The organism is Mesorhizobium sp. 01N446 (genome assembly GCF_056399285.1).
The window spans coordinates 198324-221629 of sequence record NZ_JBFTRA010000004.1; the positions used below are offsets into that span (position 1 = coordinate 198324).

A 23306-nucleotide genomic window follows, 5' to 3' on the forward strand; every position below is an offset into this window, starting at 1 on the left:
ACGCAATTGTTAAAGTGCCCCGCCGGCACCCGTTGCAGCGAGATGTCGCTGATTCGATGGAGAAAGTGCCGCATGATTCTTTGCGCGGAAGAACACGGGCCATTGTGCACGGCGCCCTTCTTGTGGCTAATCGCGCTGCGGCTTCGGCATCATCGGAGGTTGGGTGAGCAGGCTCTATCTGTTGCGGCACGCCAAGGCTGGCTGGGCGCTGCCCGGCATGCGCGATTTCGATCGACCGCTCGACGCATCCGGCCGCGCCGATGCCGAGACGATGGGCGCCGCCATGCGCTCCCGCGGCTATATCCCCGACCTGACGTTGTGCTCCAACGCCCGGCGCGCCAAGGAAACGCTCGAAGGTCTGGCCGGCCAGACCGACACCGGCAAGGTCTTGTTTTTCGACACGCTCTACAGCGAGGACGCGTCCGGCTATCTCCGCCTCATCCGGGAACATGGCGGGCCGGGTTCACTGCTGGTCATCGGCCACAATCCGATGACGGAGGATCTCGCCATGGCGGTGTCCGGCGATGGCGACGAGGCGGCGCGAGCCATGCTCAACCATGGTTTCCCGACCTCGGGCCTGGCGGTCGTGCGTTTCCTCGACGATCTGGCGAAAGCGGCCCAGGAAACGGGTTATCTCGAGGCGTTCCTGACACCGGCCGATCTCTGACCCCGTCTTTTGGCGCAATTCCTAGGGAAAGCGCTAAGCGCTTTTCCCGGGAAAACCGCTCCGCACTTTTCCTGGAATTGCTTCGGCATCGATTTCCGGCGCCATTTCAAAGCCGGGTTCCAACGCCTATATCCGACGGACCCAAGCCCGAGAGTTCACATTTTGGCATCATCGCTGACCACCTTCACCGACGAGGCAAGAATTGCCCTCGATACGCTGTCGGGACGCGCCACCGGGCTTTTTTCTCCGTCGCTGCGGCTGGGTGTTACGGGCCTTTCGCGCGCCGGCAAGACGGTGTTCATCTCGGCGCTGGTTCACAATCTGATCCATGGCGGCCGCCTGCCGCTGTTCGAGGCGCAGAAATCCGGGCGCATCGCCCGCGCCTTCCTCGAAGAGCAGCCTGACGATGCCGTTCCACGCTTCCAGTACGAGGATCATATCGCCGCATTGGTCAACGACCGCGTCTGGCCCGATTCCACGCGCGCCATTTCGGAACTGCGGCTGACCATCGAATACGAATCGGCCTCCGGCTGGAGCCGTATGTTCTCTTCAGGCAAACTCTCGGTCGACATCGTCGACTATCCCGGCGAATGGCTGCTTGATCTGCCGCTGCTCGGCAAATCCTTCGCCGATTTTTCACGCGAGGCCATGGAGATGGCCACTTTGCCGGTGCGCGAGGATCTTTCGCGGGCCTGGAGGGCGATCTCGGGCGAAATCGACCCGAATGGCGACGCCGACGAGATGACGGCACGCCGCCTGGCCGAAAGCTTCGCCGCCTATCTCAAGGCCTGCAAGCTCGACGAGCGCGCGCTTTCGACCTTGCCGCCGGGCCGTTTCCTGATGCCGGGCGACCTCGAGGGTTCGCCCGCGCTGACCTTCGCGCCGCTGGCCGGCCTCGACAGGCGTCCGCGCCCTGGATCGCTGCACGCCATGATGGAGAGGCGCTACGAAGCCTACAAGACGCATGTCGTGAAACCCTTCTTCCGCGAACACATCACGCGCCTGGACCGCCAGATCGTGCTGATCGACGCCATGCAGGCGCTGAACGCCGGCCCGGGCGCCATGGCCGACCTCGAGCGCGCCGTGACCGAGATCCTTAGCTGTTTCCGCCCTGGCCGGGGCAGCTTCCTCACCGATCTGTTTTCGCGGCGCATCGACCGGATCCTGGTCGCCGCGACCAAGGCCGACCACCTGCACCACGAAAGCCATGACCGGTTGCAGGCCATCGTGCGGCGTCTGGCCGACCGCGCCGTGGCGCGGGCGAACTTCACCGGCGCCGATGTCGATGTCGTCGCCATGGCGGCGGTGCGCGCAACCCGCGAAGGCACCGTCAAGCAGGGCCGCGAAACCTTGCCTGTCATCATCGGCACGCCGATCGGCGGCGAGAAGATCAATGGTGAAACATTCGACGGAAAGACCGAAACCGCCATATTTCCCGGTGATTTACCGGAGAGGATTGAAGCGGTGTTCGATGTCTCTGGACCTGACCACAGACAGGATGCCACGGACCCGGCAATCCGCTTTGTCCGGTTCCGGCCGCCAAAACTCGAACGCACGGCCGAAGGGGTCACGCTGTCTTTGCCGCATATCAGGCTCGACCGTGCCTTGCAGTTCCTGATCGGAGACCATCTGGCATGACCGCGCCCCGCAAGCCGGCGGCCTTCCGCATCGAGCCGGAAGCCGCGCCACCGCAAGACACGCCAAAGACGCGCCAGGCCGAGCACTCGCGCAAACCACGCGGGCTTGGGTTGAAGGCCGATGGCGCGCTGGTCATACCGGCGGAAGTCGACGTCTTCGACGAACCCGATATCGTTGCCGCTGAGCCGCCGCCGGCGGTCGCCCCCAGGAAACGCTCGCTGTTCGGCAGCATCTTCTTCGGCGCCATGGGTGTTCTGGCTTCGCTGGCTGTCGGCCTGTGGACCGACCAGCTGATCCGCGATCTCTTCGCCCGCGCCGAATGGCTGGGCTGGCTGGCCGCCGGCATGGCAGCGAGCGCCCTATTGGCACTTGTGGTGATCCTGATACGCGAATTCCTGGCGATCGCCCGTCTTGCCGAAGTCGAAAAACTGCAAAAACGCGCGCTCGACGCCATCGCGCGCGACGATCCCAAGGCGGCGCGATCGGTGGTCGACGAGCTTTCGGCTTTCGTCGCGGCCAAGCCCGAGACCGCGGCCGGCCGGCGCGCTTTGGCCGAACTGCGCGGCGAAATCATCGACGGCGGCAATCTGGTGCGCCTGGCCGAAGCGGAAATCCTCGGCCCCCTCGACGCCAGGGCCAAGGTGATGATTCTCGAGGCCGCCAAACGCGTCTCGCTGGTGACGGCGGTCAGCCCACGTGCGCTCGTCGATGTCGCCTATGTCATATTCGAGGCCGGACGCCTCATTCGCCGTCTCTCGGAACTCTATGGTGGAAGGCCGGGAACGCTGGGGTTTTTCCGCTTGGCGCGCAGCGTGCTGGCGCATCTGGCCGTCACCGGCTCGATCGCCGTCGGCGACAGTTTCGTCCAGCAGATCGTCGGCCATGGCCTGGCGGCGCGCCTGTCGGCCAAGCTTGGCGAGGGTGTCGTCAATGGCATGATGACAGCGCGCATCGGCATAGCGGCGATGGAAACCGCGCGTCCCCTGCCCTTCAGCGCCGCGAAGCGCCCTGGGCTGGGCGATTTCCTCTCGGCATTGACATCGTTTGCGGCAAAGAAGGACACCGAAACCACAGGCTCCGGCAAATAGCGCTTTACGCTTCGGGACGGGAACGGATTGCCGTTTCGAGGCCCCGCAGTGACGAAGCGTTAACCAATCTTCTTCATGGTCGAACCGGTTCCAAACAGCCTCTTTGTTGCCGGGTGTCGTCGATGAAAAGCGTAATTCTGTCCAGCGTCCTGCCCCTGGCCGTTGCGATCACAGCAGTCGTCGGCCTCGCCTCGGAGGCTTCCGCCACAGAGCCGGATAAGCAGTTCTTCCAGTCGGCCGAAGGCAAATGGGTCGGCCCGGGCGAAATCGTCGCCGGCAAATACAAGGGCACGAAATTCAACTGCAGCTTCACCGGCTCCACGCCGGATGGCACGATGGGCATGACGCTGGATGGCGGCTGCCGGGTCGGCGTGTTCACCCAGCCGATGTCAGCCAAGATCGAGCGCAAAGGCCGCGACTACAAGGGCTCCTTCATGGGTGGCTCAGCCGGTGCCGGCCTCGACATCATCGGCGGCAACGTCGTCGATGCCCGCAAGGTGGTCTTCACCATCAACCGCAATCAGTTGCGTGGCGTCATGCAGGCTCGCATTCCCGACGACAATTCGATGACGGTGACGGTTGCCGTGCGTGTGCAGGACCAACTGGTGCCGGTCATCGGCATGAGCCTGAAGCGCGTCGATGCCGTGGAAGTCGGCTCCATCACCCCGAACTGAGCGCGTCATCGCGCCTGCGCCCGGCACGTCCCGAAAAGCAAAGAGGCGGCAGCCCATCGCCACCGCCTCCTTGAACCAGTCGAATCAGGCGCTTAGCCCTTGATTGCGGCCGTCACCTCGTCATACGCCTTGCAGGCGTCGGCGAGTGTCGTGGTGCCCTGGTACTTGGTTGTCACTGCCTGGACCTTGGCGGTCAGGTCAGCCGCCTTGGACGGATCCTTGGTGATCGCTTCCTGCAGCGCGGCGGCCATATCCTGCGCCTTCTTGGTCGCGATCTCGGCCGTGCATTCCGGCGCCTTCGAACAGGCCGAACCGGCAAGCGCCGCCAGGCCGACGGCAACAAGCAAAAACTTCTTCATGTCAGTCATCTCCTCAAAAGGGCGCGACTTGATCGTCGCTCACCCTCCAATGGCCGAAGCCGAGCGTCCTTAGCCTTCGATTGTGGCAACACGCAACGCGCGCATCGCGTAAACTTGTGTAACGCGCCTGCAATATTGCTCTGGCCGGATTCAGGCTGCCGTGTCAGCGATAGCCAAGTTAGTCGTGCGGCTGTAGCAGCGCCAAGACGGCTGTGGATGCGGCAAGGATAGCAGTCACGGTCAAAGGCGCTGTAGGGCCATAGCTGTCCACGGCATAGCCGCCGACAACCGCGCCGATGGTGATGGCAACCTGAAAAGAGGCGACCATCAAGCTGCCCGCTGCTTCCAGCGCGTCCGGCGCTGCGCGAGACAGATTTGTCGGCAGCACCACCGGCGCCATGCCGAAGGCGAAGCCCCACAGCGTGGCGAAGCCAAAGGCAACGCCAATGTGCACGCCCCAAAGCACCAGTGCCAGCGCCGCAAACGCCATCAATGCGGCGGTAACGACGAGAGCCACGCGGATATTGGCGTCGGCCATACGGCCACCGGCAATATTGCCGATCACTGCGGCGATACCAAATCCGAGCAAAGCCAGGGCAATTGGCCCGGTTGCAAGGAGCGTCACATGTTCGAGAAAGGGACGCACATAGACCGAACCGGCAAAATGCCCCGTCATCAGCAAAAGAATGGCGAGCATCCCAAGTTGAATGCCACGCCGCCGTGTCAGTCGAAGGACGTCTCCAAGGCTATTGCTCGCCGTTGCGGGCAGAGACGGCAGGCTAAGCAACTGCAGCAGCATGGCAACCAAGGCCAGCCCCGCGGTCATCGCCATGGCGCTGCGCCATCCCAGCCAGTCGCTGATCAGCGCGCCCATCGACGGTGCGGCAATGGTGGCGAGTGAGACGCCGAGGGTGACGATAGCCATACCCCGACCTGTCGCATTGGCGCCAACCAGTCTCGCGACGACGGCGACCGAGAGCGCCCAGAAAGCGCTGAGAGCGATCCCCAGCCCCGCCCGGCCCAGCAACAGCAACCAGAAATTGGGCGCCAGCGCCGCAAGAATATTGGAAGCGACCGCGAGGGCCATGAGGCCAACCAGCACCGTCTTGCGGTTCAATCGGCCGATGAGAACATTGCTCAACATGGCCGTCACGGCCCCGACAGAAGCGGTGGCGGTGACGACCTGTCCGGCCGTTCCCTCGCTGATGGCGAGATCGCGCGCCATTGGCGTCAACAGACCTGCCGGCAGAAACTCGGCCGAGACCAGCGCAAAGCTGGTGGCCGCCAATGAAATGACCGCGAACCAGGTGGTTGCGTTCCACGCGGCCGGCGCGGCCGCATCAATGTCTATCGCCGCGTCTTCAAGCTGTAATGTCGTGTCAGTCACGGAAAGATCTCCTGAGGTTGGAGATCTTCATAAACGAGTCTTGTCGGATGATATGTATCTCAAAATCCGAAATTCATGTCTATTCGTCCGGGAATTGTGCGACGCACAACGCCCGGCGAGACATTGGTGATGCGCTTGAAGGCGCGAGCGAAGGATGCTTCGGAATCATAACCCAAACGGGTGGCAACCTCGGCCACCGACAAGCCGTTTTGCCCCAACAACTCGCGGGCAAGCTGCATACGCAAACGGGCGAGATAGCGTGCGGCACCCTCTCCCAACACAGCGCTGAAGCGCTCGGCGAAAATCGAGCGCGATTGGCCTGCCAGGCTGGCGAGGCTTTCGAGCGTCCAGTTGTGGCCGGGGTCTCTGTGCATGGCTGCCAGAGCGCGGCCAATATGGGGATCGCGGATGGCAGCGAGCCAACCGGTGGTCGAAGCGCCGGTACAATTGACCCAGCAGCGAATGAGCCGGGCTGTCAGCAGGTCCGCCATACGCGACAAAATCGTGGCGCTGCCCATCTGCGGGTGCGCGGCCTCCGCGGTCATGGCCGCCAGCAACGGACCAACCACCGGGTCATTGCCGGCTACGTCGCACCCCTTGATGATAGGCGGCATCAGTGTGATCAATGGGTTCAAAGCACAGGCGCCTAAGGCCATTGAGCCGCAGAAAAGGGTGCTCGTCGCGCCCGTGCCTTCCCGCACGACTTCGCAGACGTTGCTCCCCACCTTGGTTACCCGGCAATCATCGAGCGAGCCGCCCACAACGTCCGGCGCGCTGGCCAGCCGATGGGCGATGCCTTGCGGCAGCAACGCCAGATCGCCATCGCGCAACTCCTGCCAGCCTTGCGCTTCGGTATGGATCCAGCAAGGACCTCGACCGACAAAGTGAAAACGAAGCAGCGATTGTTGCGGAAACTCGATGCTCCAGGGATGTCGGAGCTCGCAACGGCCATAGTTGACGCCACTCAAGCGAAAGTCTTGTAGGACTTCGCTCAGCGCATCCATCGGAATAGGCGACGGCGGAGAAGGCCGGGACGAATGGATAGTCATCCCGCCGATATAGACACCAATCGTCCGACAGACAACCGCAGAGAGTTATTCCACCAGGGGAGACGCTTCAACGGCACCTACCCGTCCTGGCAGGCTCCCCACCCTTGCCTCCCGCTCCAACTGCATGCAAGGAGTGCTGTCGGACATAGGGACAAGAGGCATGGCAGCGGAAGCGTCGGGCAGCGATCTCATTCAGGTGGTGGCGCTGCTTGCCGCGGGCGTTGTTGCCGTCCCCATCTTCAAGCGCATGGGCCTCGGCTCGATCCTGGGCTATCTGGCCGCCGGCGTGGTGATCGGTCCGTTTGGTCTTCGCATCTTTTCCGAATCGGGAGCCATCCTCCACGTCGCCGAACTCGGCGTCGTCATGTTCCTGTTCATCATCGGACTGGAAATGCAGCCGTCGCGGCTTTGGGGCCTGCGGCGCGAAATCTTCGGACTCGGCGCGCTGCAGGTTGGGGTCTGCGCGGTCCTGTTGACCGGCGTGGGAATGGCCGGCGGTTTTCCGGTTTCGCAATCCTTCGTCGCCGGGGCCGGCTTCGTGCTGACCTCGACGGCGATCGTCATGCAGCTTCTCGAGGAACGCGGCGAAATCGCCTCGCCGAAGGGCCAGCGCATCGTCTCCATCCTGCTCTTGGAAGATCTGGCCATCGTGCCGCTACTGGCCCTGATAGCGTTCCTGGCGCCCGGAGGTGCCGACACCAGCCTGTCGGAGCGGCTGACCGAGGTCGGCATCGGCCTTGCCGCGATCATCGGGCTCGTGCTGGCGGGGCGCTATCTGCTCAATCCCTTCTTCCGCATCCTGGCGGATGCCCGTGCCCGCGAGGTGATGACGGCCGCGGCACTGCTGGTCGTGCTCGGATCGGCGCTSGCCATGCAGCTCAGCGGCCTGTCCATGGCGATGGGCGCCTTCCTGGCCGGCGTTCTCCTGTCCGAATCGACGTTCCGCCATCAGCTCGAAGCCGACATCGAGCCGTTCCGCGGCATCCTGCTCGGCCTGTTCTTCCTGGCGGTCGGCATGTCGCTCGACCTGCATGTGGTGGCCGCGAACTGGAGGCTGATCGCCGTCTATGTCGTCGCCTACATGGTCATGAAGGCGCTTGGCATCTACATCGTCGCCCGCATCCTCAAGACCGGCCATCGCGAAGCGATGGAACGCGCGGTCTTCATGGCGCAAGGCGGCGAATTCGCCTTCGTCCTCTACTCCGCCGCCGCCGCCGTCGGCATCATCGACAACCAGGCCAACGCGACGCTGACGGCAATCGTCATCATCTCCATGGTGCTGACGCCGCTGGCGATCATCGCCCTGCGCTATGTCACCCCGCGCGACGAGCAGTCGCTCGACGGCGTCGATGTCGCCGACGGACTGACCGGCAGCGTGCTGATCATCGGTTTCGGCCGCTTCGGCCAGATCGCCAGCCAGCCGCTGCTACTGCGCGGCATCGACGTGTCGATCATCGACAATGATGTCGAGATGATTCAGGCGGCCGCCGATTTCGGCTTCAAGGTCTATTATGGCGACGGCACGCGGCTGGATATCCTGCATGCGGCCGGCGCCGGCCGGGCGCGCGCCGTGCTGATCTGCGTCGACAAGGCCGATGTGGCCGTTCGCATCGCCCAGTTGATCAAGGCGGAATTTCCGCTGCTCACCGTGCTTGCCCGGGCTTTCGACCGCGGCACGGCGCTGCAACTCATTCGCGCCGGCGTCGACTATCAGTTGCGCGAGACCTTCGAATCGGCGCTGGTTTTCGGCGGCTCGGCGCTGGAATCGCTTGGCGTCGATCCCGAAGAGGTGGCGGAAACGATCGAGGACGTCAGGCGCCGCGACACCGACCGTTTCGAAACCCAGCTCGCCGAAGGCATCCGCGCCGGCCAACGCTTCCTGCGGGGCAATATCGGCACGCCGATTCCGACACCGCTCTCGACGCCGCGCCGCCCAGGTCAGGCCCTCAACGAGGAGACGGCCGGCGTTCTGCACAAATCCGAAACAGCCGATTGAACCAAAGGAATACGCATGGAATTGGACAGCAGGGCCCTGTCGGTCACCAAATTCTGGCGCGACGCCGGCGAGGATGCATGGTTCGAGAAGAACGAGGCTTTCGATGCCGATTTCCGCGACCGCTTTCTCGACCTGCACTACGCCGCGGCCCGGCGCGAATGCGACACCTGGTCGGACCATGCAGAAGGTTCGTTGGCGCTGATGATCCTGCTCGACCAGTTTCCGCGCAATTGCTTCCGCGGCACCGGCCATATGTACGCCACCGACCCGCTGGCGAAGCATTTTGCTCAAAAGGCGGTCGCTGCCGGGCATGACCTGGCGCTGGAACCGGAACTCCGCGTGTTTCTGTATCTGCCGTTCGAACATGCGGAAAACCTGGCCGACCAGGATATTTCGGTCGAACTGCACACCGCCAAAGCCGAGTTCAACCTGAAATACGCGCTGGAGCATCGCGACATCATCCAGCGCTTCGGCCGCTTTCCGCATCGGAACAAAATGCTTGGCCGCGAGACGACGCCGGAGGAACGGAATTTCCTGGACGAGGGTGGGTTTTCCGGCTGATTGACAAGCATCGGATTCTGGCGCGCCACCTGGCCACGCTGAAGCGTTCAAACCATTGCGAGCCGAACCTCATTTGCGGATATTGGTGACATGGTCGAGTTGGCTGGACAGAACTATGAAGCCACGATTGGCAGCGATGTCCAGCGTGATGGCATGTATCTGGAGCTTGTCGACCAGTACAAGCACATAGTGGGCGAGATTTTCTTCTCAGATGTCAACGAGGAGATGTCGATTACTTTGTGTCAGCCAGGAGTGCCCATTGAAGTAGTCGAATGGATGATTGCTCGCGCCAAGGTTCGCCTTCCATCAACCACAGATCGGAAAGAGTGCGATGCAAACCTTCGGAGAACGAATGATCGGCAAGTCGATCCGCTCGATTGAAAAGAGCGAGCCGGGATTTGGGATCACCGTTATTTTCACTGACGGTACTGGGCTTACCGTTCACACAGAGGTCTCGCTGCGCATAGGCGACGCAGCAGGCGGATCACATATCGAACGCGTTACATCCACCGATCAAGAGATTACCCTCCATTTGGGTAGCAATGACTTCCTAACGATCTCGATCGACAGACAAAAGCACGACGCCGTCGAGTTGTTCGTCTACCGGGACATCGACGGGACCATAGTAGTCGAAAACTAAGCGACGGCTTCCAGCCATTTGGCCAGCTGCTGCGGCCAATTACTGAGATTGCCCCTAAACCAGCCACCAATCCCGGCCGGACGGCAACCGCTCGATGCCGGCGGCGTTGACGGCGCCGAGCCGCTCCGACACGCTTCGCCCGCCGACGGCAAGGCCCGGCGCGATCTCGGCCAGCGGCGCCAGCACGAAGGCGCGCTCCAGCATGCGCGGATGCGGCACTTCCAGCCCGGTCTCGTGGATGACGCGGTCACCGAATACCAGAATGTCGATATCGATCAGGCGCGGCCCCCAGCGCTCCTCACGCACCCGCTTCAGCTTCCGCTCCGCGTCGAGGCAGAGGTCGAGCAGCGCCCGCGGCGAGAGCCGGGTCGACAGTTCGGCCGCGGCGTTGAGGAAATCCGGCTGGTCGAGCTTGCCCCAGGGCGGCGTGCGGTAAAGCGAGGAAACGGCGGTGACGCGCGCGTCCGCATCGGCGTCGAGGATGCGCAGCGCCGCCGCCATCGAGGCCGCTGGATCGCCCAGATTGCCGCCAAGGCTGAGGTAGACGGTGTTACTCGGGCCAGACAACGGTCACCTCGACATAATCGAGCACGCCAGGCACCGGCGCGTTCGGCTTGCGCACGGTGATTTCGGCCCGCCTGATCTGCGGAAACCGCTCCGTCAGCGCCTTTGCCACTTCCATCGCCAGGGCCTCGATCAGGAATCGCCGCTCACCGGTGATGATCTTTTCGATCACCGTGAAAGCAATGCCGTAGTTGACGGTTTCCTCTATGGCGTCGTCGACAAGCGCGCGCCCGGGTTCGACCGACAGCACCGCGTCGACATAGAAACGCTGGCCGAGCGCCTCCTCCTCGTCGAGCACGCCATGCCGGGCAAAGAAGGCGCAGTTCTTCAGGCGGATGACATACATGGCTCAGCGTCCCGATCTAGAGCGACGTGCGTCCGCTTGGACGCACAAACTACGCTCTACACTTTTGAATCTACGCATCGTGCTTTCCGAAAATCGATTCCGATTTTCGGGCCGATGCGGCGGTTTCACGAGCCAGCATAGCATCCGCCATGGCCAGCGCGTCCACGTTGATTGCGACATCATGGACGCGAAACAGATGCGCGCCCTTGAGCCTGAGAATGACGCTGGTCGCCGCCGTCCCGACGGCGCGATCGGCCGCATCGCGGCCGGTAACGGTGCCGATGAAGCGTTTTCGCGAAGTGCCTGCCATCAGTGGAAAGCCAAGTGCATGGAGCTCGGAAAACCGCGCCATCAGGTCGAGATTTTCTTCAGCCGTCTCCTTGGCGAAGCCGAAACCGGGATCGAGCACGATGCGATCGTCCGCAATGCCGTTTTGACGGGCGATCTCCAGCGACTTGTCCAGGAACGCCACCTGGTCGGCGATGACGTCGGGGAGTTTCTCGCGACCCCGCCCTGTATGCATGATGATGAGCCCGGCCCCTGTTTCGGCCGCGACACGCGCAATGTCGGGCTCGCGCTGCAAGCCCCAGACATCATTGACGATATGGGCGCCGGCAGCCACGGCCAGCCGCGCGGTGTCGGCACGATAGGTGTCGACCGAGATCAGCAAGTCGCCAGCGCTCGCCAGGGCCTCGATTATCGGCAGCACGCGCGCTTGCTCCTCGCTGGCCGAGATGGCGGCGGCACCCGGCCGGGTCGATTCTCCGCCGACATCGATGATCCCTGCCCCTTCCCCGATCATGCGCCGCGCCTGGGCCAGCGCCGCTTCGGGCGCATCGAACAGGCCACCGTCGGAAAAGCTGTCAGGGGTGACGTTGAGGATGCCGACGACCACGGCCTTGCCGCCAAGGTCGAGATGACGTCCATGCCCCAGCTGCCATCGCCTTGCCGTCATTGCTCATCTACCATGGGGCTCATCAACGATGTTTGATCCGCAAAGGATCAATTCCGTTGCGCCGGCAACGGCCGTAAAGCAAGGTGGTTGAAGAGGCAATATGATGAAACGATCCCTGCTTTGCGCGCTGCTGCTTGCCGTGACCGCCGTCCCGGCGGGCGCGGCCAATCTCGTCAAGACATACAGCTATTTTTCCATTGGCGGCAGCACGCTCGAAGACATCGAGAAGCAGCTCTCCACACGTGGACCGCAGGTCAAAAGCACGGGCTCGCGCCACCCCGGCGCCACCCAGATGGCCTTCACCACCCGTATCAGCTACGCCAGGCAGGCTGGCTCCTGCCGGATCGCCGACGCGGCCGTGACGGTCAAGGTCAAGGTAATCCTTCCGGAATGGCGCCGACCGCGCAAGGCCGATCCCGATGTGAAGCTGTTCTGGGACACGCTGGCCGCCGACATCGAGCGCCATGAAGAACGCCATGTCGAGATCGCCAAGAACTATGGCCGCGAGCTGGAAAACGCGCTGAAGGCAACCTATCCGCGCGCGGATTGCGATACGGCCAAGGCCAAGGCGGCCGAGATCACCGCCGCCGTTCTCGCCAGGCACGACCGCGCCCAGGTGCAGTTCGATCGCGTCGAAAGCGTCAATTTCGAAAGCCGTATCCTGCGGCTCATGCGCTATCGTATCCAGCGCATCGAGAACGGCCGACTCCCGCCGCCGGCCTGAATTTCGTCGGCGCGAGCAATGGCGCCGATGCAAGCCAACCCAGCCGAAGCATAGTGCCAGCCTCGAAAAACTCTCGAATGGCAGTCGAAATCGGCCCAAACGGAACGACATATCACGGGTTGGCAAGGCACGACCCTCAAGGCACGAGCACCAAGACCGATCGCGCGGCGAACGCACCAGGCAAGCCCAATCGTCGACCGGATCGCGCAAGGCAAATGGACAAGACTATGGACCAGGCTGTCGACAAGCAGACCATGGCGGCTGCCGCCACGCCGCTGACCGAAAGCGAGAAGAACGCCATCATCGGCGGCGTTCTTCTGTCCATGCTGTTGGCGGCGCTCGACCAGACCATCATCGCACCCGCCATGCCGACCATCGCGCGAGCGCTCGGCCACGCCGAATATCTGCCCTGGATGGTCACCGCCTATCTCCTGACCGCCACCGCCGTGGCGCCGCTCTATGGCAAGATTTCCGACGTTTATGGCCGCCGACCGACCATTTACGCCGCGATCCTCATCTTCCTCGTCGGATCGCTGGTCAGTGCCCTGGCCCCCAACATGTTCGTGCTGGTGATCGGACGCGCGATCCAGGGTGCCGGCGGCGGCGGCCTGTTTGCGCTGGCGCAAACCGTCATCGGCGACCTCGTGCCGCCGCGCGAACGCGCACGCTATGCGGCCTGGGTCTCGGGCACCTGGGCCGTCGCCAGCATTGCCGGGCCGCTGCTGGGCGGTACCTTTGCCGAGCATCTGCATTGGTCGCTGATCTTCTGGATCAACATTCCGCTTGGGCTCCTGGCCATGGCGATCATCAACAAGCCGCTGAAGAAACTGCCGATCGCGGCCAAACATCACCGCATCGACGGGTTGGGCGCCGTGCTTCTGGTCATCGCCACCGCACTCCTGCTTCTGGCGCTCAACTGGGGCGGCAGCACCTATCCCTGGGTTTCGCGCGAAATCCTCGGCCTGGTGGCAGGTTCGGCTGTGTTCTGGGTGCTGTTCGCATTGAGGCTGCTGAGGGCCGCCGAACCGTTGATTTCGCTCGAAGTGCTGGGCAACCCGATCGTCCTCGCCGGTGCGCTGTCCATGTTCCTGCTGCAGGCGGCCAATATCGGCGCCTCGGTCTACCTGCCGGTCTATCTGCAAACAGTGATCGGGCTTTCCGTCAGCGAATCGGGAATGGCCATGCTCGGCCTTTTGCTCGGCACGGTCGCCGGTGCCGCTTCCAGCGGCCGCCTGATCCCCCGCTTCGTGCACTACAAGCGTATCGCCATGATCGGTATCGCTTTGGCCATTGTCAGCATCGGCGTGCTCAGTGCCATAGCCGGACACGCCTCGCTGCTCGAGGTCGAGATCCTGACCACCTTGATCGGGCTGGGCGGCGGAACGACATTTCCGGTCGCGACCGTCTCTGTCCAGAACGCCGTCGATCGAACCCATCTCGGGGTTGCCACCGGCGTGCTGACCTTCATGCGCACGCTGGGGGGCGCGCTGGGCGTCGCCTTGCTTGGCGCGGTCGCGCTCGGTTATGGCCTGCCCCTCTCCGCTGAGGGCTCGCAGACGCATATTCAGCTGACATCGGCGTTGCCGTTCGTGATGATCTTCGTCACCGCCGGCATCACGCTGATGCTGGGGCTTGTCGCAATGATACTGATGCCGGAAAAGCCACTGCGTGGCCGCGACGAGGCGGCCGCGCCCGTCCTCGCGGAATAGAAGCGCTCTTTACTCCACCACGCCAAGCTTCTTCTGCAGGCTTGTCGACGAGGTCGTGTACTGGAACACGATCCGTTCGCCGGGGCTGATGATACGCTTGGCGGCCTGCGCCATCAGCGCCACCTCGTGGAAGCCCGACAGGATCAGCTTCAGCTTGCCCGGATACCAGTTGATGTCGCCGACCGCGAAAATGCCGGGCACCGAGGTCTGGAACTTCTCGGTGTCGACCGGGATCAGGTTTTCGTGGAGATTGAGCCCCCACTCCGCGATCGGTCCGAGCTTCATGGTCAGGCCGAAAAATGGCAGCATGCGTGTGCACGGCACTTCGATATCGCCGTCCGGACCGCCCTTGATGGTGGCCGATGACAGCTGGCCATCGGCGCCGGTGAGCCCGGTCACCTGGCCAACCTTGAAATCCAGCTGCTTCATCTCCTGCATGGCGTACATCTTGTTGACGCTGTCGGGCGCCGCGCGGAACTCGGGACGCCGATGGACCAGCGTGACGCTTTTCGCCACCGGCTGCAGGTTCAGCGTCCAGTCGAGCGCCGAGTCGCCGCCGCCGACGATGACAAGGTCGTGGCCGCGAAAATCCTCCATCCGGCGCACCGAATAGAAGACACTCTTGCCTTCATAGGGCTCGATGCCGGGGATCGGCGGGCGTTTGGGCTGGAACGAGCCGCCGCCGGCCGCGATCACCACCACCTTGGCCTCGAACACCTCGTTCTCGTCGGTGGTGACGCGAAAGGTGCCGTCCTCCAGCTTTTCGAGGCTGGAGACCATGCGGTTGTAGGTGAAGTCAGGCTTGAACGGATGAATCTGCTCGAGCAGTTTGTCGACCAGCCCTTGCGCCGAAATCGAAGGCCAGCCGGGGATGTCGTAGATCGGCTTTTCCGGATAGAGTTCCGCGCATTGGCCGCCGGGCTTGTCGAGGATATCGATCAGGTGGCATTTCATGTCGAACAGGCCGAGTTCGAACACGGCGAAAAGGCCGACAGGCCCTGCCCCGACAATGAGAACGTCCGTCTTGATTGCTTCGGTCATGCGATGTGTCCCCATGGGAATGGGATGAGACTGCATGAGCCGTGACCTGCTGCCAAGCAGCCAATGTCAAAAGAAATGGAGTGTAGGCTGAAGGCGTATTGAGATACAGGTCAGGCCGAGCCGAAAACGGTGGGTTCCGAGAACCGGAGCGGAGCGTACTTTTCGTACGTGAGCTCAGTTCTACTGCGACGCAGTAGAACGGGGAAGCGCAGGAAACCGCCGTTTGCAGGCCGGCATCACCTGAATATCAACACGCCTTAGCCCTGGCGCTCGGGCACCCGCACGACCAGGCCGTCAAGCGCGTCGCGCACCTTGATCTGGCAGGACAGCCGCGAGTTCGGTTGGACGTCGTAGGCGAAGTCCAGCATGTCCTCTTCCATCGCCTCCGGCTCGCCGACTTCCGCCGTCCAGGCTTCGTCGACGTAGACGTGGCAGGTCGCGCAGGCGCAAGCGCCGCCGCACTCCGCCTCGATCCCCGGCACGGCGTTGCGGATGGCGTTTTCCATGACCGTCGAGCCGTTTTCGGCGTCCACGTCGAATTGTGTGCCGTCATGGGCAAAGAAGGTCAGCTTGGTCATTTGTCACCTGAAGGGAGTTTCGCCCGAGATAATCACTCCGGCAGACAAGTCAACTGCCGCGCGAAAGCGCCGCTCCGTGACGTTTTTCCACAAACCGGGTCAGCGATTGATGGCGGCGATGAAATCGCGCACTTCGTCGATCAGTTTGCCGAGCCGCTTGAGGGTCTGGGCGTTATCCGGCTGCCGCTCGATCTCGGTGGCACAATCGGCGATGGCAAAGGCACCGACGCCGCGAGCCGACCCCTTCAACCCATGCGCCAGCAGAAGCCGGTCCTTGAGATCGGCATCGACTATTTTGTCGCGTACCGACAGCGCCTGCTGTACAAACAGCGCCAGCACCTCTTGCTCGAGGGCGCGGTCGCCCATCGTCTGCCGGGCAAGGTGTGCCAAATCGACCGGTCGGGACTGCCTGGTTCCCGAGACGTCGCCTCCGGGCATTGAAAAGGCAATGCCGCTTTCGCCACGCATGAACTCGAACTCCGTTTCTTCGGCCGCCTGAAAAACTAGGCGAATCCAATGGACAACGGGTTAATGGATGGCCCGGAAAAATGTTGCGAAAGCGGCGCCCAAATCACGCTTCCGTTAACCTTATATTTAAAGTTTTACGTATCCCGCGGAATGCATGTTTTCTTTACCCCCCTGTGTCATTACGATACGAGGGGTCCATTTTCAGCCTCCTGCGCGGGGTACGACAAAGACAATTATAAGCCCGCGGCAGCTAGTACAGGGTAGCGAAGGCATGGCAAAGAAACCAACGACGACGACGACGAGAAATCTCGACAGCGACGTGGCCAGGGAACTGGAAAAAGCGCTCGATCTCGACCTCAGCGGCGATATCGGCAGCGGCGATCTCGATATCGCGGCTTCGATGGAAGATCTGGAAGCGCAGATATCCCAGGCCGCCGACGAGCTGGCCCGCGAGGGACGCAACCAGAAGCCGGCGCCCGCCGCCAATCAGGCCGCCCCCATTGCCAATCAGCCCGCGAATGCCGCGCCGAAGGCCAAGCCGGCTGAACTGCGCCCTGTGGAGACACGCAATGGCAATGGCACGCAGCCCACGGGCTTTGCGCCGGCCAATGACGATCGCCAGAAGGATTACAAGACCCTCCTGCACAGCCTCAACCGGCGCGCCTCCAACACCGTCTACTGGATCGTCGCCTTTGTCTCGCTCGCCTGGATCGCGGGCGCCGGCGGGCTCGCCAACCTGCTGTTCGGACCGAGCATCTGGAAGATTCGCACCCTCGACCAGTTCCTTGCCCGTCCCGAGCTGATTGGCCTCGCCGTCGCGGCGATCGTGCCGATCATCCTGTTCTGGGCCTTCGCGGCCATGATTCGCCGCGCCCAGGACATGCGCATTGCCGCCCAGTCGATGACGGAAGTGGCTTTCCGCCTGACCGAGCCTGAAAACATGGCGCAGGATCGCGTCATGATGATCGGCCAGGCCGTTCGCCGCGAGGTGGCGGCCATGGGCGAAGGCATCGAGCGCACGCTGGCCCGTGCCGTCGAACTGGAAACGCTGGTCCACAGCGAAGTCAACCAGATCGAGCGCTCCTATTCGGAAAACGAGACCCGCATCCGTTCGCTGGTCGACGGGCTCGGCAGCGAGCGCGAGGCGGTCGTCACCCATGCCGAACGCGTCCGCGCCTCGATCGCCGGTGCACATGAGACGCTCAAGGATGAAATCGGCGCCGCCAGCGACATCATCCGCGACTCGATCCTCAATGCATCGACCAAGCTGTCGATGACGATCACCAATTCCGGCGACACGCTCATCGATCGCATCAATGAAAGCTCGATGTCGATCTTCGATTCGGTGGAGGGCCGGCTCGAGAACATCACCGACAGGCTTTCGACCTCCGGCGAGGCCTTCGCCAGCCTTCTCGACACGCGCATTGCCAAGCTGACGGACACGACGGACGGTCTGACCCGGTCGCTGACCGATCTGCTCGACGATCGCACGACCGGCATGGTGTCGCTGCTTGGCGGCGCCGCGCGCACTCTCAATTCGGAATTCGAAGCCAGCCTCAACGGCATCGAGCGCACGCTCGCCGAACGCGGCCAGGCGCTGATCAGCGAGTTCCAGACCCGCGCCGAGGCACTCGACACCGGCACGCAGAAGCTCAACGCCGCGCTCGAGGCCCGCGCCCGCCAGATCAACGAGACGCTGGTCGAGCGCGCCCGCGAAATCGCCCACACCTTCGCCGAAAGCAAGGATACGCTGGCTGCGATGATCGATCAGGGCAAGACGCAGATCGGCGCCGACATGGCCGACATCGTCACCTCGACATCGAGCATGCTGGAGGCCCGCGCCAGCGACTTTGCCGGCCGCATGGAAGCGGCGCGTCATGTCGTCTCGCGTTCCTTCGACAGCGACATCCAGCGGCTTGCCGACGCCCGCGTCGGCATCGAGGAAGCCGTCGAGAACCACAGCCGCAAGCTGTCCGAAAGCCGCGAGCGCATGGCGGCCGCCATGCAGGCGGACCTGGAGAAATTCGCCGAAGGCCGCGCCGGCATCGATGCCGCCGTGACCAACCAGGTGCAGAAGCTGGCCGAAGGCCGCAGCCTGATCGCGCGCGCCCTCGAAGAGGATCTGCGCAAGGTCAACGAATCGCGCGCCGCCATCGACGCATCGCTTGGCAGCCATCTCGAACGGCTGGAAGAAGGCCGCAACCGGCTTTCGCTGGCTCTCAACGAAGACTCAGGAAAGCTCGTGCAAGCCCGTACGATCATTGATGAAATGGTCGCCGGCCATGTTGGAAAACTCGCCGAAGGCCGCAACATCCTGTCGCGCGCCCTGGAAGCCGACCTCGGCAAATTGTCCGACAGCCGCGCCAGCATTGACGGGCTGGTCGCCGGCCAGGTCGAGAAGATCGCCGAGGGCCGCGCGGTGCTCGCCAAGGCCTTGGAAAACGATATTGCCGGCATCAAGGGCCTCATCGAGGCGCATTCGGCAAAGCTCGTGGAAGACCGCAGCCAACTCGGTCGTTCGCTCGAGGACGACCTCTCGGGCATCAGGGGACTGCTCGACGATCACTCGGGAAGGCTTGCCAGCGACCGCAGCCTGCTGTCGCAGACGCTCGAGGCCGACCTTGCCAAGCTGGCCGAAAGCCGCTCGAGCATCGACGGCCTCGTCGCCGGTCAGGTCGAGAAGCTGGCCGAAGGCCGCGACATTCTCAGGCGGGCGCTGGAATCGGACCTCAACACAATCAAGGGTGTCATATCGAGCCAGTCGGAAAGACTGGCGGAGGATCGCGGACAGCTTTCGCGGGTCCTTGAAGCCGACCTGCAGAATGTGAACAGCGTCATCGCCGACCATATGAACAGGCTGGTTCAGGATCGTTCGACCTTGTCGAAGGCTCTCGAGGATGACCTCGCAAAGCTCGCCGAAAGCCGCTCCAGCATCGACGGCCTGGTTGCCGGTCAGGTCGAGAAGCTGGCCGAAGGCCGCGACATTCTCAAGCGCGCCCTCGAAGCCGACCTCAACACCATTAAGAGCACCGTTGCCGACCAGTCGCAGAAGCTGGTCGACGACCGCGCCCAATTCGCCCGGGCGCTGGAAGCCGATCTCGAAAGCGTCAACAGCCTCGTCAATTCCCATGGCGAAAAGCTGGTGCAAGACCGGTCGACGCTGTCCAGGGCGTTGGAAGACGATCTGGCCAAACTCGCCGAGAGCCGGTCGAGCATCGACGGGCTGGTTTCCGGCCAGGTCGAGAAGCTTGCCGAAGGCCGGGATATCCTCAAACGGGCTTTGGAAACCGACCTCAATGCAATCCGGAGTACCGTTGCCGACCAGTCGCAGAAGCTCGTCGATGACCGCGCCCAGTTCGCACGTGCCCTTGAAGCCGATCTCGAGAGCGTCAGCGGCCTGGTCAGCAGCCACGCCGACAGGCTTGTCCAGGAGCGCTCGACCCTGTCGAGGGCGCTGGAGGATGATCTCGCCAAGCTGGCCGAAAGCCGTTCGAGCATCGACGGCCTGGTCGCCGGCCAGGTCGAGAAGCTGGCCGAAGGCCGCGACGTTCTCAAACGCGCACTCGAAGCCGATCTCGCCAAGCTGGCCGAGAGCCGTTCGAGCATCGACGGCCTGGTTGCCGGCCAGGTCGAGAAGCTGGCCGAAGGCCGCGACATTCTCAAGCGCGCCCTCGAAGCCGACCTGCAGATGCTGAGCGAAAGCCGCGGCGATATCGACGGCGTCATCGCCGGCCATGTCGGCAAGCTGGCCGAAGGCCGCAACATGCTGAGCCGCGCGCTGGAAGACGATCTCGGCAAGCTCGCCGAGACCCGCAAGGAGGTCGACCGCTCGCTCTCCGGCCACATCGACCAGATCGCCGCCAGGAGCACCGACATTTCGGCCGCGATCGCCGCCGATGTGGAGAAGATCGAGCAGGCGTTCAGCCGTCAGACCGGCATCATCGAGGAACGCGCCGGAACCATGGAGCGCGCGCTCACGACCGGCGTCGACAACGTTCGCAGCGTGCTCGAGAAGAGCGCGGTCTTCGTTGCCGGCGCCTTGCGCGACAAGGTCCTGGAAGTCACCAGCACGCTGCATGAGCAGGCCGGTGCGGCCTTCAGCGACGCCGACCGCAAGATCGCCGAGCGCGCTGAACAGACCTCGGCAGCGCTTTTGGCGCGAGCCGAAGACATTGCCCGCACCTTCGAGGAAGCCGATCGTCGCCTCCACGCCCGAGCCGAAGATACGTCCAACGCCTTGCTCGCTCGTGCGGACGACACCTCCAGCTCGCTGCTGGCGCGTGCCCACGAAACCGCCGATCGGCTGGCCGCCCGAGCCGGCGAAATCGCCGGCACCTTCGAGCTGGCGGACCAGAAGCTCGCCGCCCGTGCCCAGGAAACGGCCGAGCAGCTCGCTGCCCGCGCCCAGGATACCGCGGATCATCTGGCGGCTCGTGCAGGCGAGATCGCCGGCACGTTCGACGCGGCCGACCAGAAACTGGTCGCACGCGCCATCGAGACCGCACAGTCGCTGGCCGCACGCGCCGGCGACATCCTGCGCAACTTCGAGAGCGCCGACCAGCGGCTCGGCGTGCGCATCGGCGAATCCGCCGAGGCGCTCGCTGCCCGCGCCTCGGACCTTGGCCGCATCTTCGACGCCGCCGACCAGCAACTGGTCTCGCGCATCGCCGAAGGCTCGGACGCGCTGTCCAACCGCGCGTCGGAAATCGGCCGCATCTTCGACGAGGCCGACCAGCGCCTGGTCGCGCGCATCGCCGACAGCTCGTCGACGATCGGCGAGCACGCGCAGACCATCGTCGGGGCTTTCGCCACCACCGAGCAGAAGGTCGCCGACCGCGCGCGCCAGACCGGCCAGGAACTGGCCGTGCACGCCCGCGAAATCGAGCAGGCACTTGCCGGCGCCGACGAGCGCCTTGCGTCGAGCGCGGCGGCCGCGGCCGCCCGTGTCGAGGAGCAGATCGCCAGCGTCGAGAACCGCCTCGCCTACACCACCGAGACGATGGGCCAGAGGCTCAACGAGCAGGTGTCGAGCGCCGAGGCGCAGCTCGTTTCGCGCGCCAATGTGATCGCCGAGACGTTTACCGCTGTTGGCCAGCATATCGGCCAGAGCACCAACGATGCCGCCAAGACGATCGGCGCCAACACCCGCGAACTCAACACCATGCTCGCGGCGCGGTCGGCCGAAATGTCGAAGATCCTCGACGAAACCGCGCGGCCTCTGGTCGAGCGCTTCGCCCAGGGCGGCTCGGAACTGCAAAAGAGCATGGAAGAGGTCACCGAGCGCGCCACCGAGAAGCTGCGCAGCGAAAATGCCGCCCTGGTCAACGCGCTCGCCAGCCGCACCGCCGAGACTTTGTCGGCGGTCGAAGGCGCCCGCTCTTCGCTGTCCGACAGCGTTGCCGATCTCATCGGCCGCATGACCAAGTCCAGCTCGCAGCTCGGTCAGCTGATCGAGCAGGCCGCGGTCAATCTCGGCCAGGTCGACGAACGCCTGACCGGCAGCACGCAGAGCTTCGCGGCCACCACCGAAAAGGCGGCGCAGACCTTCGCCAGCTCGGCGCGTCTGGTCGATTCGAACACGACAAGGCTGACGGAACTGTCATCGTCGACCTTGCGCGAAGTGGCCTCGATCGCCACCAAGTTCGATGAGCACAGCCGCCTGCTGGCCAGCGCCTCGGACCTGTTGAGCTCGGCCCAGAGCAATCTCGAGCACACGCTCGAAAGACAGTCGTCGCTCGAAGACCTCGCCGTCGGCCTGGTCAAGAAGTCAGAAGATCTCGAAAGGGTCATGCGCTCGTTCGAAAACCTCGTCGGCCAGACGCTGCAGAACGCCGAAGGCAAGACGATGGAGTCGGCCGACAAGATCCGCAACGCCATCACCGACGTGGTCGATTCGGCAACCAAGCGCTTCGCCGACGCGACCGAGGAGATGCGGCGCACCGCGGGTTCTATCAAGAGCGAACTCGACCTCACCCGCGCCGAGCTCAAGAAAGGCGTCATCGAGATGCCGGAAGAGGCGAAGGAATCGACCTCCGCCATCCGCCGCGCCGTTTCCGAGCAGATCAACGCCCTGAAGGAACTTTCCGACATCGTCGCCAAGTCCGGTCGCGGCGGTGGCGACACCTCGGAGCCACGCAATCTGCGCCCGGCCCCGCAAACGCCGGCAGCACGTCCCGCCGAGCCGCCGCGTCGCGCGCCGGCTCCGCAGCCGGAGCTGCGTACGCCTCAGGCGCCGCTGGGCGGCGCCTCGCTGCGCGGCACGCTCGATCTCGAGCGTCCGGCCGAGGCGGCACCGCGCCAGCGTCCTGACGCCGGCGCCCGCACGCCGCAGGGCGGCTGGGTGCGCGACCTGCTGACCGCTGCATCGAACGATGCCGACCTCAGGCCGGCAACCCCACCCTCGGCGCCGGCGGAAGCGCCGCGCGCGGCCCCTGCCCAGCGCTCGCCGCTGCATGTCGTGGAATCGCTGAACTCGCTGTCCGTCGACATCGCACGGGCCATCGACCACGATGCTTCGATCGAGTTGTGGAACCGCTATCGGCGCGGCGAACGGGACGTCTTCACGCGCCGGCTCTACACGCTCAAGGGTCAGCAGACGTTCGACGAAATCCGCCGCAAATATCAGGGCGAGGCCGAATTCCGCGCCGCCGTCGACCGTTACTGCGACGACTTCGAGAAGCTGCTCAAGGATGTCTCGCGCAACGACCGCGACAACATCATGGCGCAGACCTACCTGACGTCGGATACCGGCAAGGTCTACACCATGCTGGCCCACGCCAGCGGGCGCCTGCACTAGGCCAAGAATTGAACAAGCGGGGCCATGGCCCCGCTTGTCTCCGAACTTCGGCACGCGCTAAACATC

Annotated in this window: 20 protein-coding genes; 11 read left to right on the forward strand and 9 right to left on the reverse strand. The window is 63.7% G+C overall.

Going from position 1 to position 23306, the window contains the following annotated elements:
- Positions 1 to 163: 163 nt before the first annotated feature.
- The 4 genes from AC1DPX_RS17905 (at position 164) to AC1DPX_RS17920 (ending at position 4067) form a co-directional block, all read left to right on the forward strand.
- Complete coding sequence (locus tag AC1DPX_RS17905; RefSeq protein WP_202354251.1) at positions 164 to 667, forward strand: SixA phosphatase family protein; 504 nt, start codon at positions 164 to 166, stop codon at positions 665 to 667.
- Between the two features lie 162 nt (positions 668 to 829).
- Positions 830 to 2305, forward strand: coding sequence for a YcjX family GTP-binding protein (locus AC1DPX_RS17910; protein ID WP_477238496.1), 1476 nt, complete (start codon positions 830 to 832; stop codon positions 2303 to 2305).
- On the forward strand, positions 2302 to 3393 hold the full coding sequence (locus tag AC1DPX_RS17915) for a YcjF family protein (protein WP_477238498.1): 1092 nt from the start codon (positions 2302 to 2304) through the stop codon (positions 3391 to 3393). The genes AC1DPX_RS17910 and AC1DPX_RS17915 overlap by 4 nt, the downstream gene beginning before the upstream one ends.
- Positions 3394 to 3515: 122 nt before the next feature.
- Complete coding sequence (locus AC1DPX_RS17920) at positions 3516 to 4067, forward strand: hypothetical protein (RefSeq protein WP_202354248.1); 552 nt, start codon at positions 3516 to 3518, stop codon at positions 4065 to 4067.
- A gap of 92 nt (positions 4068 to 4159) precedes the next feature.
- Here AC1DPX_RS17920 and AC1DPX_RS17925 read toward each other — a convergent pair whose 3' ends face one another.
- From AC1DPX_RS17925 to AC1DPX_RS17935, 3 genes are all read right to left on the reverse strand, one after another.
- Complete coding sequence (locus AC1DPX_RS17925) at positions 4160 to 4426, reverse strand: hypothetical protein (protein ID WP_477238500.1); 267 nt, start codon at positions 4424 to 4426, stop codon at positions 4160 to 4162.
- A gap of 178 nt (positions 4427 to 4604) precedes the next feature.
- Positions 4605 to 5813 (reverse strand): MFS transporter, encoded by a 1209-nt coding sequence (locus AC1DPX_RS17930; protein ID WP_477238502.1) that lies wholly within the window; start codon positions 5811 to 5813, stop codon positions 4605 to 4607.
- Between the two features lie 59 nt (positions 5814 to 5872).
- Complete coding sequence (locus tag AC1DPX_RS17935) at positions 5873 to 6862, reverse strand: AraC family transcriptional regulator (protein ID WP_202354245.1); 990 nt, start codon at positions 6860 to 6862, stop codon at positions 5873 to 5875.
- 160 nt (positions 6863 to 7022) lie between these two features.
- On the opposite strand from AC1DPX_RS17935, the gene AC1DPX_RS17940 reads away from it, so the two are divergent.
- The 4 genes from AC1DPX_RS17940 (at position 7023) to AC1DPX_RS17955 (ending at position 10059) form a co-directional block, all read left to right on the forward strand.
- A complete protein-coding gene (locus AC1DPX_RS17940) occupies positions 7023 to 8858 on the forward strand; it encodes a monovalent cation:proton antiporter-2 (CPA2) family protein (protein ID WP_477238504.1) in 1836 nt (611 codons plus the stop codon).
- A gap of 15 nt (positions 8859 to 8873) precedes the next feature.
- The gene (locus AC1DPX_RS17945; protein ID WP_477238506.1) at positions 8874 to 9419 is read left to right on the forward strand and encodes a DUF924 family protein; all 546 of its coding nucleotides are present in this window, start codon (positions 8874 to 8876) and stop codon (positions 9417 to 9419) included.
- Between the two features lie 90 nt (positions 9420 to 9509).
- Positions 9510 to 9800 (forward strand): hypothetical protein, encoded by a 291-nt coding sequence (locus AC1DPX_RS17950; RefSeq protein WP_477238508.1) that lies wholly within the window; start codon positions 9510 to 9512, stop codon positions 9798 to 9800.
- Positions 9772 to 10059, forward strand: coding sequence for a hypothetical protein (locus AC1DPX_RS17955; RefSeq protein ID WP_477238510.1), 288 nt, complete (start codon positions 9772 to 9774; stop codon positions 10057 to 10059). The genes AC1DPX_RS17950 and AC1DPX_RS17955 overlap by 29 nt, the downstream gene beginning before the upstream one ends.
- A 54-nt stretch (positions 10060 to 10113) precedes the next feature.
- On the opposite strand, the gene folK is transcribed toward AC1DPX_RS17955, so the two are convergent.
- The 3 genes from folK to folP all read right to left on the reverse strand — a co-directional run bounded on the left by folK (position 10114) and on the right by folP (position 11924).
- The gene (gene folK, locus AC1DPX_RS17960) at positions 10114 to 10626 is read right to left on the reverse strand and encodes a 2-amino-4-hydroxy-6-hydroxymethyldihydropteridine diphosphokinase (protein ID WP_477238512.1); all 513 of its coding nucleotides are present in this window, start codon (positions 10624 to 10626) and stop codon (positions 10114 to 10116) included.
- The gene (gene folB / locus AC1DPX_RS17965) at positions 10610 to 10969 is read right to left on the reverse strand and encodes a dihydroneopterin aldolase (RefSeq protein WP_010909658.1); all 360 of its coding nucleotides are present in this window, start codon (positions 10967 to 10969) and stop codon (positions 10610 to 10612) included. The genes folK and folB overlap by 17 nt, the downstream gene beginning before the upstream one ends.
- A gap of 70 nt (positions 10970 to 11039) precedes the next feature.
- Positions 11040 to 11924 (reverse strand): dihydropteroate synthase, encoded by an 885-nt coding sequence (gene folP, locus AC1DPX_RS17970; protein ID WP_477238514.1) that lies wholly within the window; start codon positions 11922 to 11924, stop codon positions 11040 to 11042.
- A gap of 100 nt (positions 11925 to 12024) precedes the next feature.
- On the opposite strand from folP, the gene AC1DPX_RS17975 reads away from it, so the two are divergent.
- Positions 12025 to 12648 carry a DUF922 domain-containing Zn-dependent protease gene (locus AC1DPX_RS17975; RefSeq protein ID WP_477238516.1) on the forward strand — a complete coding sequence of 208 codons (624 nt, stop codon included), beginning with the start codon at positions 12025 to 12027 and terminating at the stop codon, positions 12646 to 12648.
- A 227-nt stretch (positions 12649 to 12875) separates the two neighbouring features.
- The gene (locus AC1DPX_RS17980; RefSeq protein ID WP_477238831.1) at positions 12876 to 14357 is read left to right on the forward strand and encodes an MDR family MFS transporter; all 1482 of its coding nucleotides are present in this window, start codon (positions 12876 to 12878) and stop codon (positions 14355 to 14357) included.
- Between the two features lie 9 nt (positions 14358 to 14366).
- Here AC1DPX_RS17980 and AC1DPX_RS17985 read toward each other — a convergent pair whose 3' ends face one another.
- The 3 genes from AC1DPX_RS17985 to AC1DPX_RS17995 form a co-directional block, all read right to left on the reverse strand.
- Entirely contained in the window at positions 14367 to 15398 is a 1032-nt protein-coding gene (locus AC1DPX_RS17985) for an NAD(P)/FAD-dependent oxidoreductase (RefSeq protein ID WP_202354238.1), read from the reverse strand.
- A 257-nt stretch (positions 15399 to 15655) separates the two neighbouring features.
- Positions 15656 to 15976, reverse strand: coding sequence for a 2Fe-2S iron-sulfur cluster-binding protein (locus AC1DPX_RS17990; RefSeq protein ID WP_202354237.1), 321 nt, complete (start codon positions 15974 to 15976; stop codon positions 15656 to 15658).
- 99 nt (positions 15977 to 16075) lie between these two features.
- Positions 16076 to 16444, reverse strand: a complete 369-nt coding sequence (locus AC1DPX_RS17995; RefSeq protein WP_202354236.1) for an Hpt domain-containing protein — start codon at positions 16442 to 16444, stop codon at positions 16076 to 16078.
- A 271-nt stretch (positions 16445 to 16715) separates the two neighbouring features.
- Here AC1DPX_RS17995 and AC1DPX_RS18000 point away from each other — a divergent pair, with 271 nt between their 5' ends.
- Positions 16716 to 23240, forward strand: coding sequence for a kinesin (locus AC1DPX_RS18000; RefSeq protein ID WP_477238518.1), 6525 nt, complete (start codon positions 16716 to 16718; stop codon positions 23238 to 23240).
- Positions 23241 to 23306: the final 66 nt, after the last annotated feature.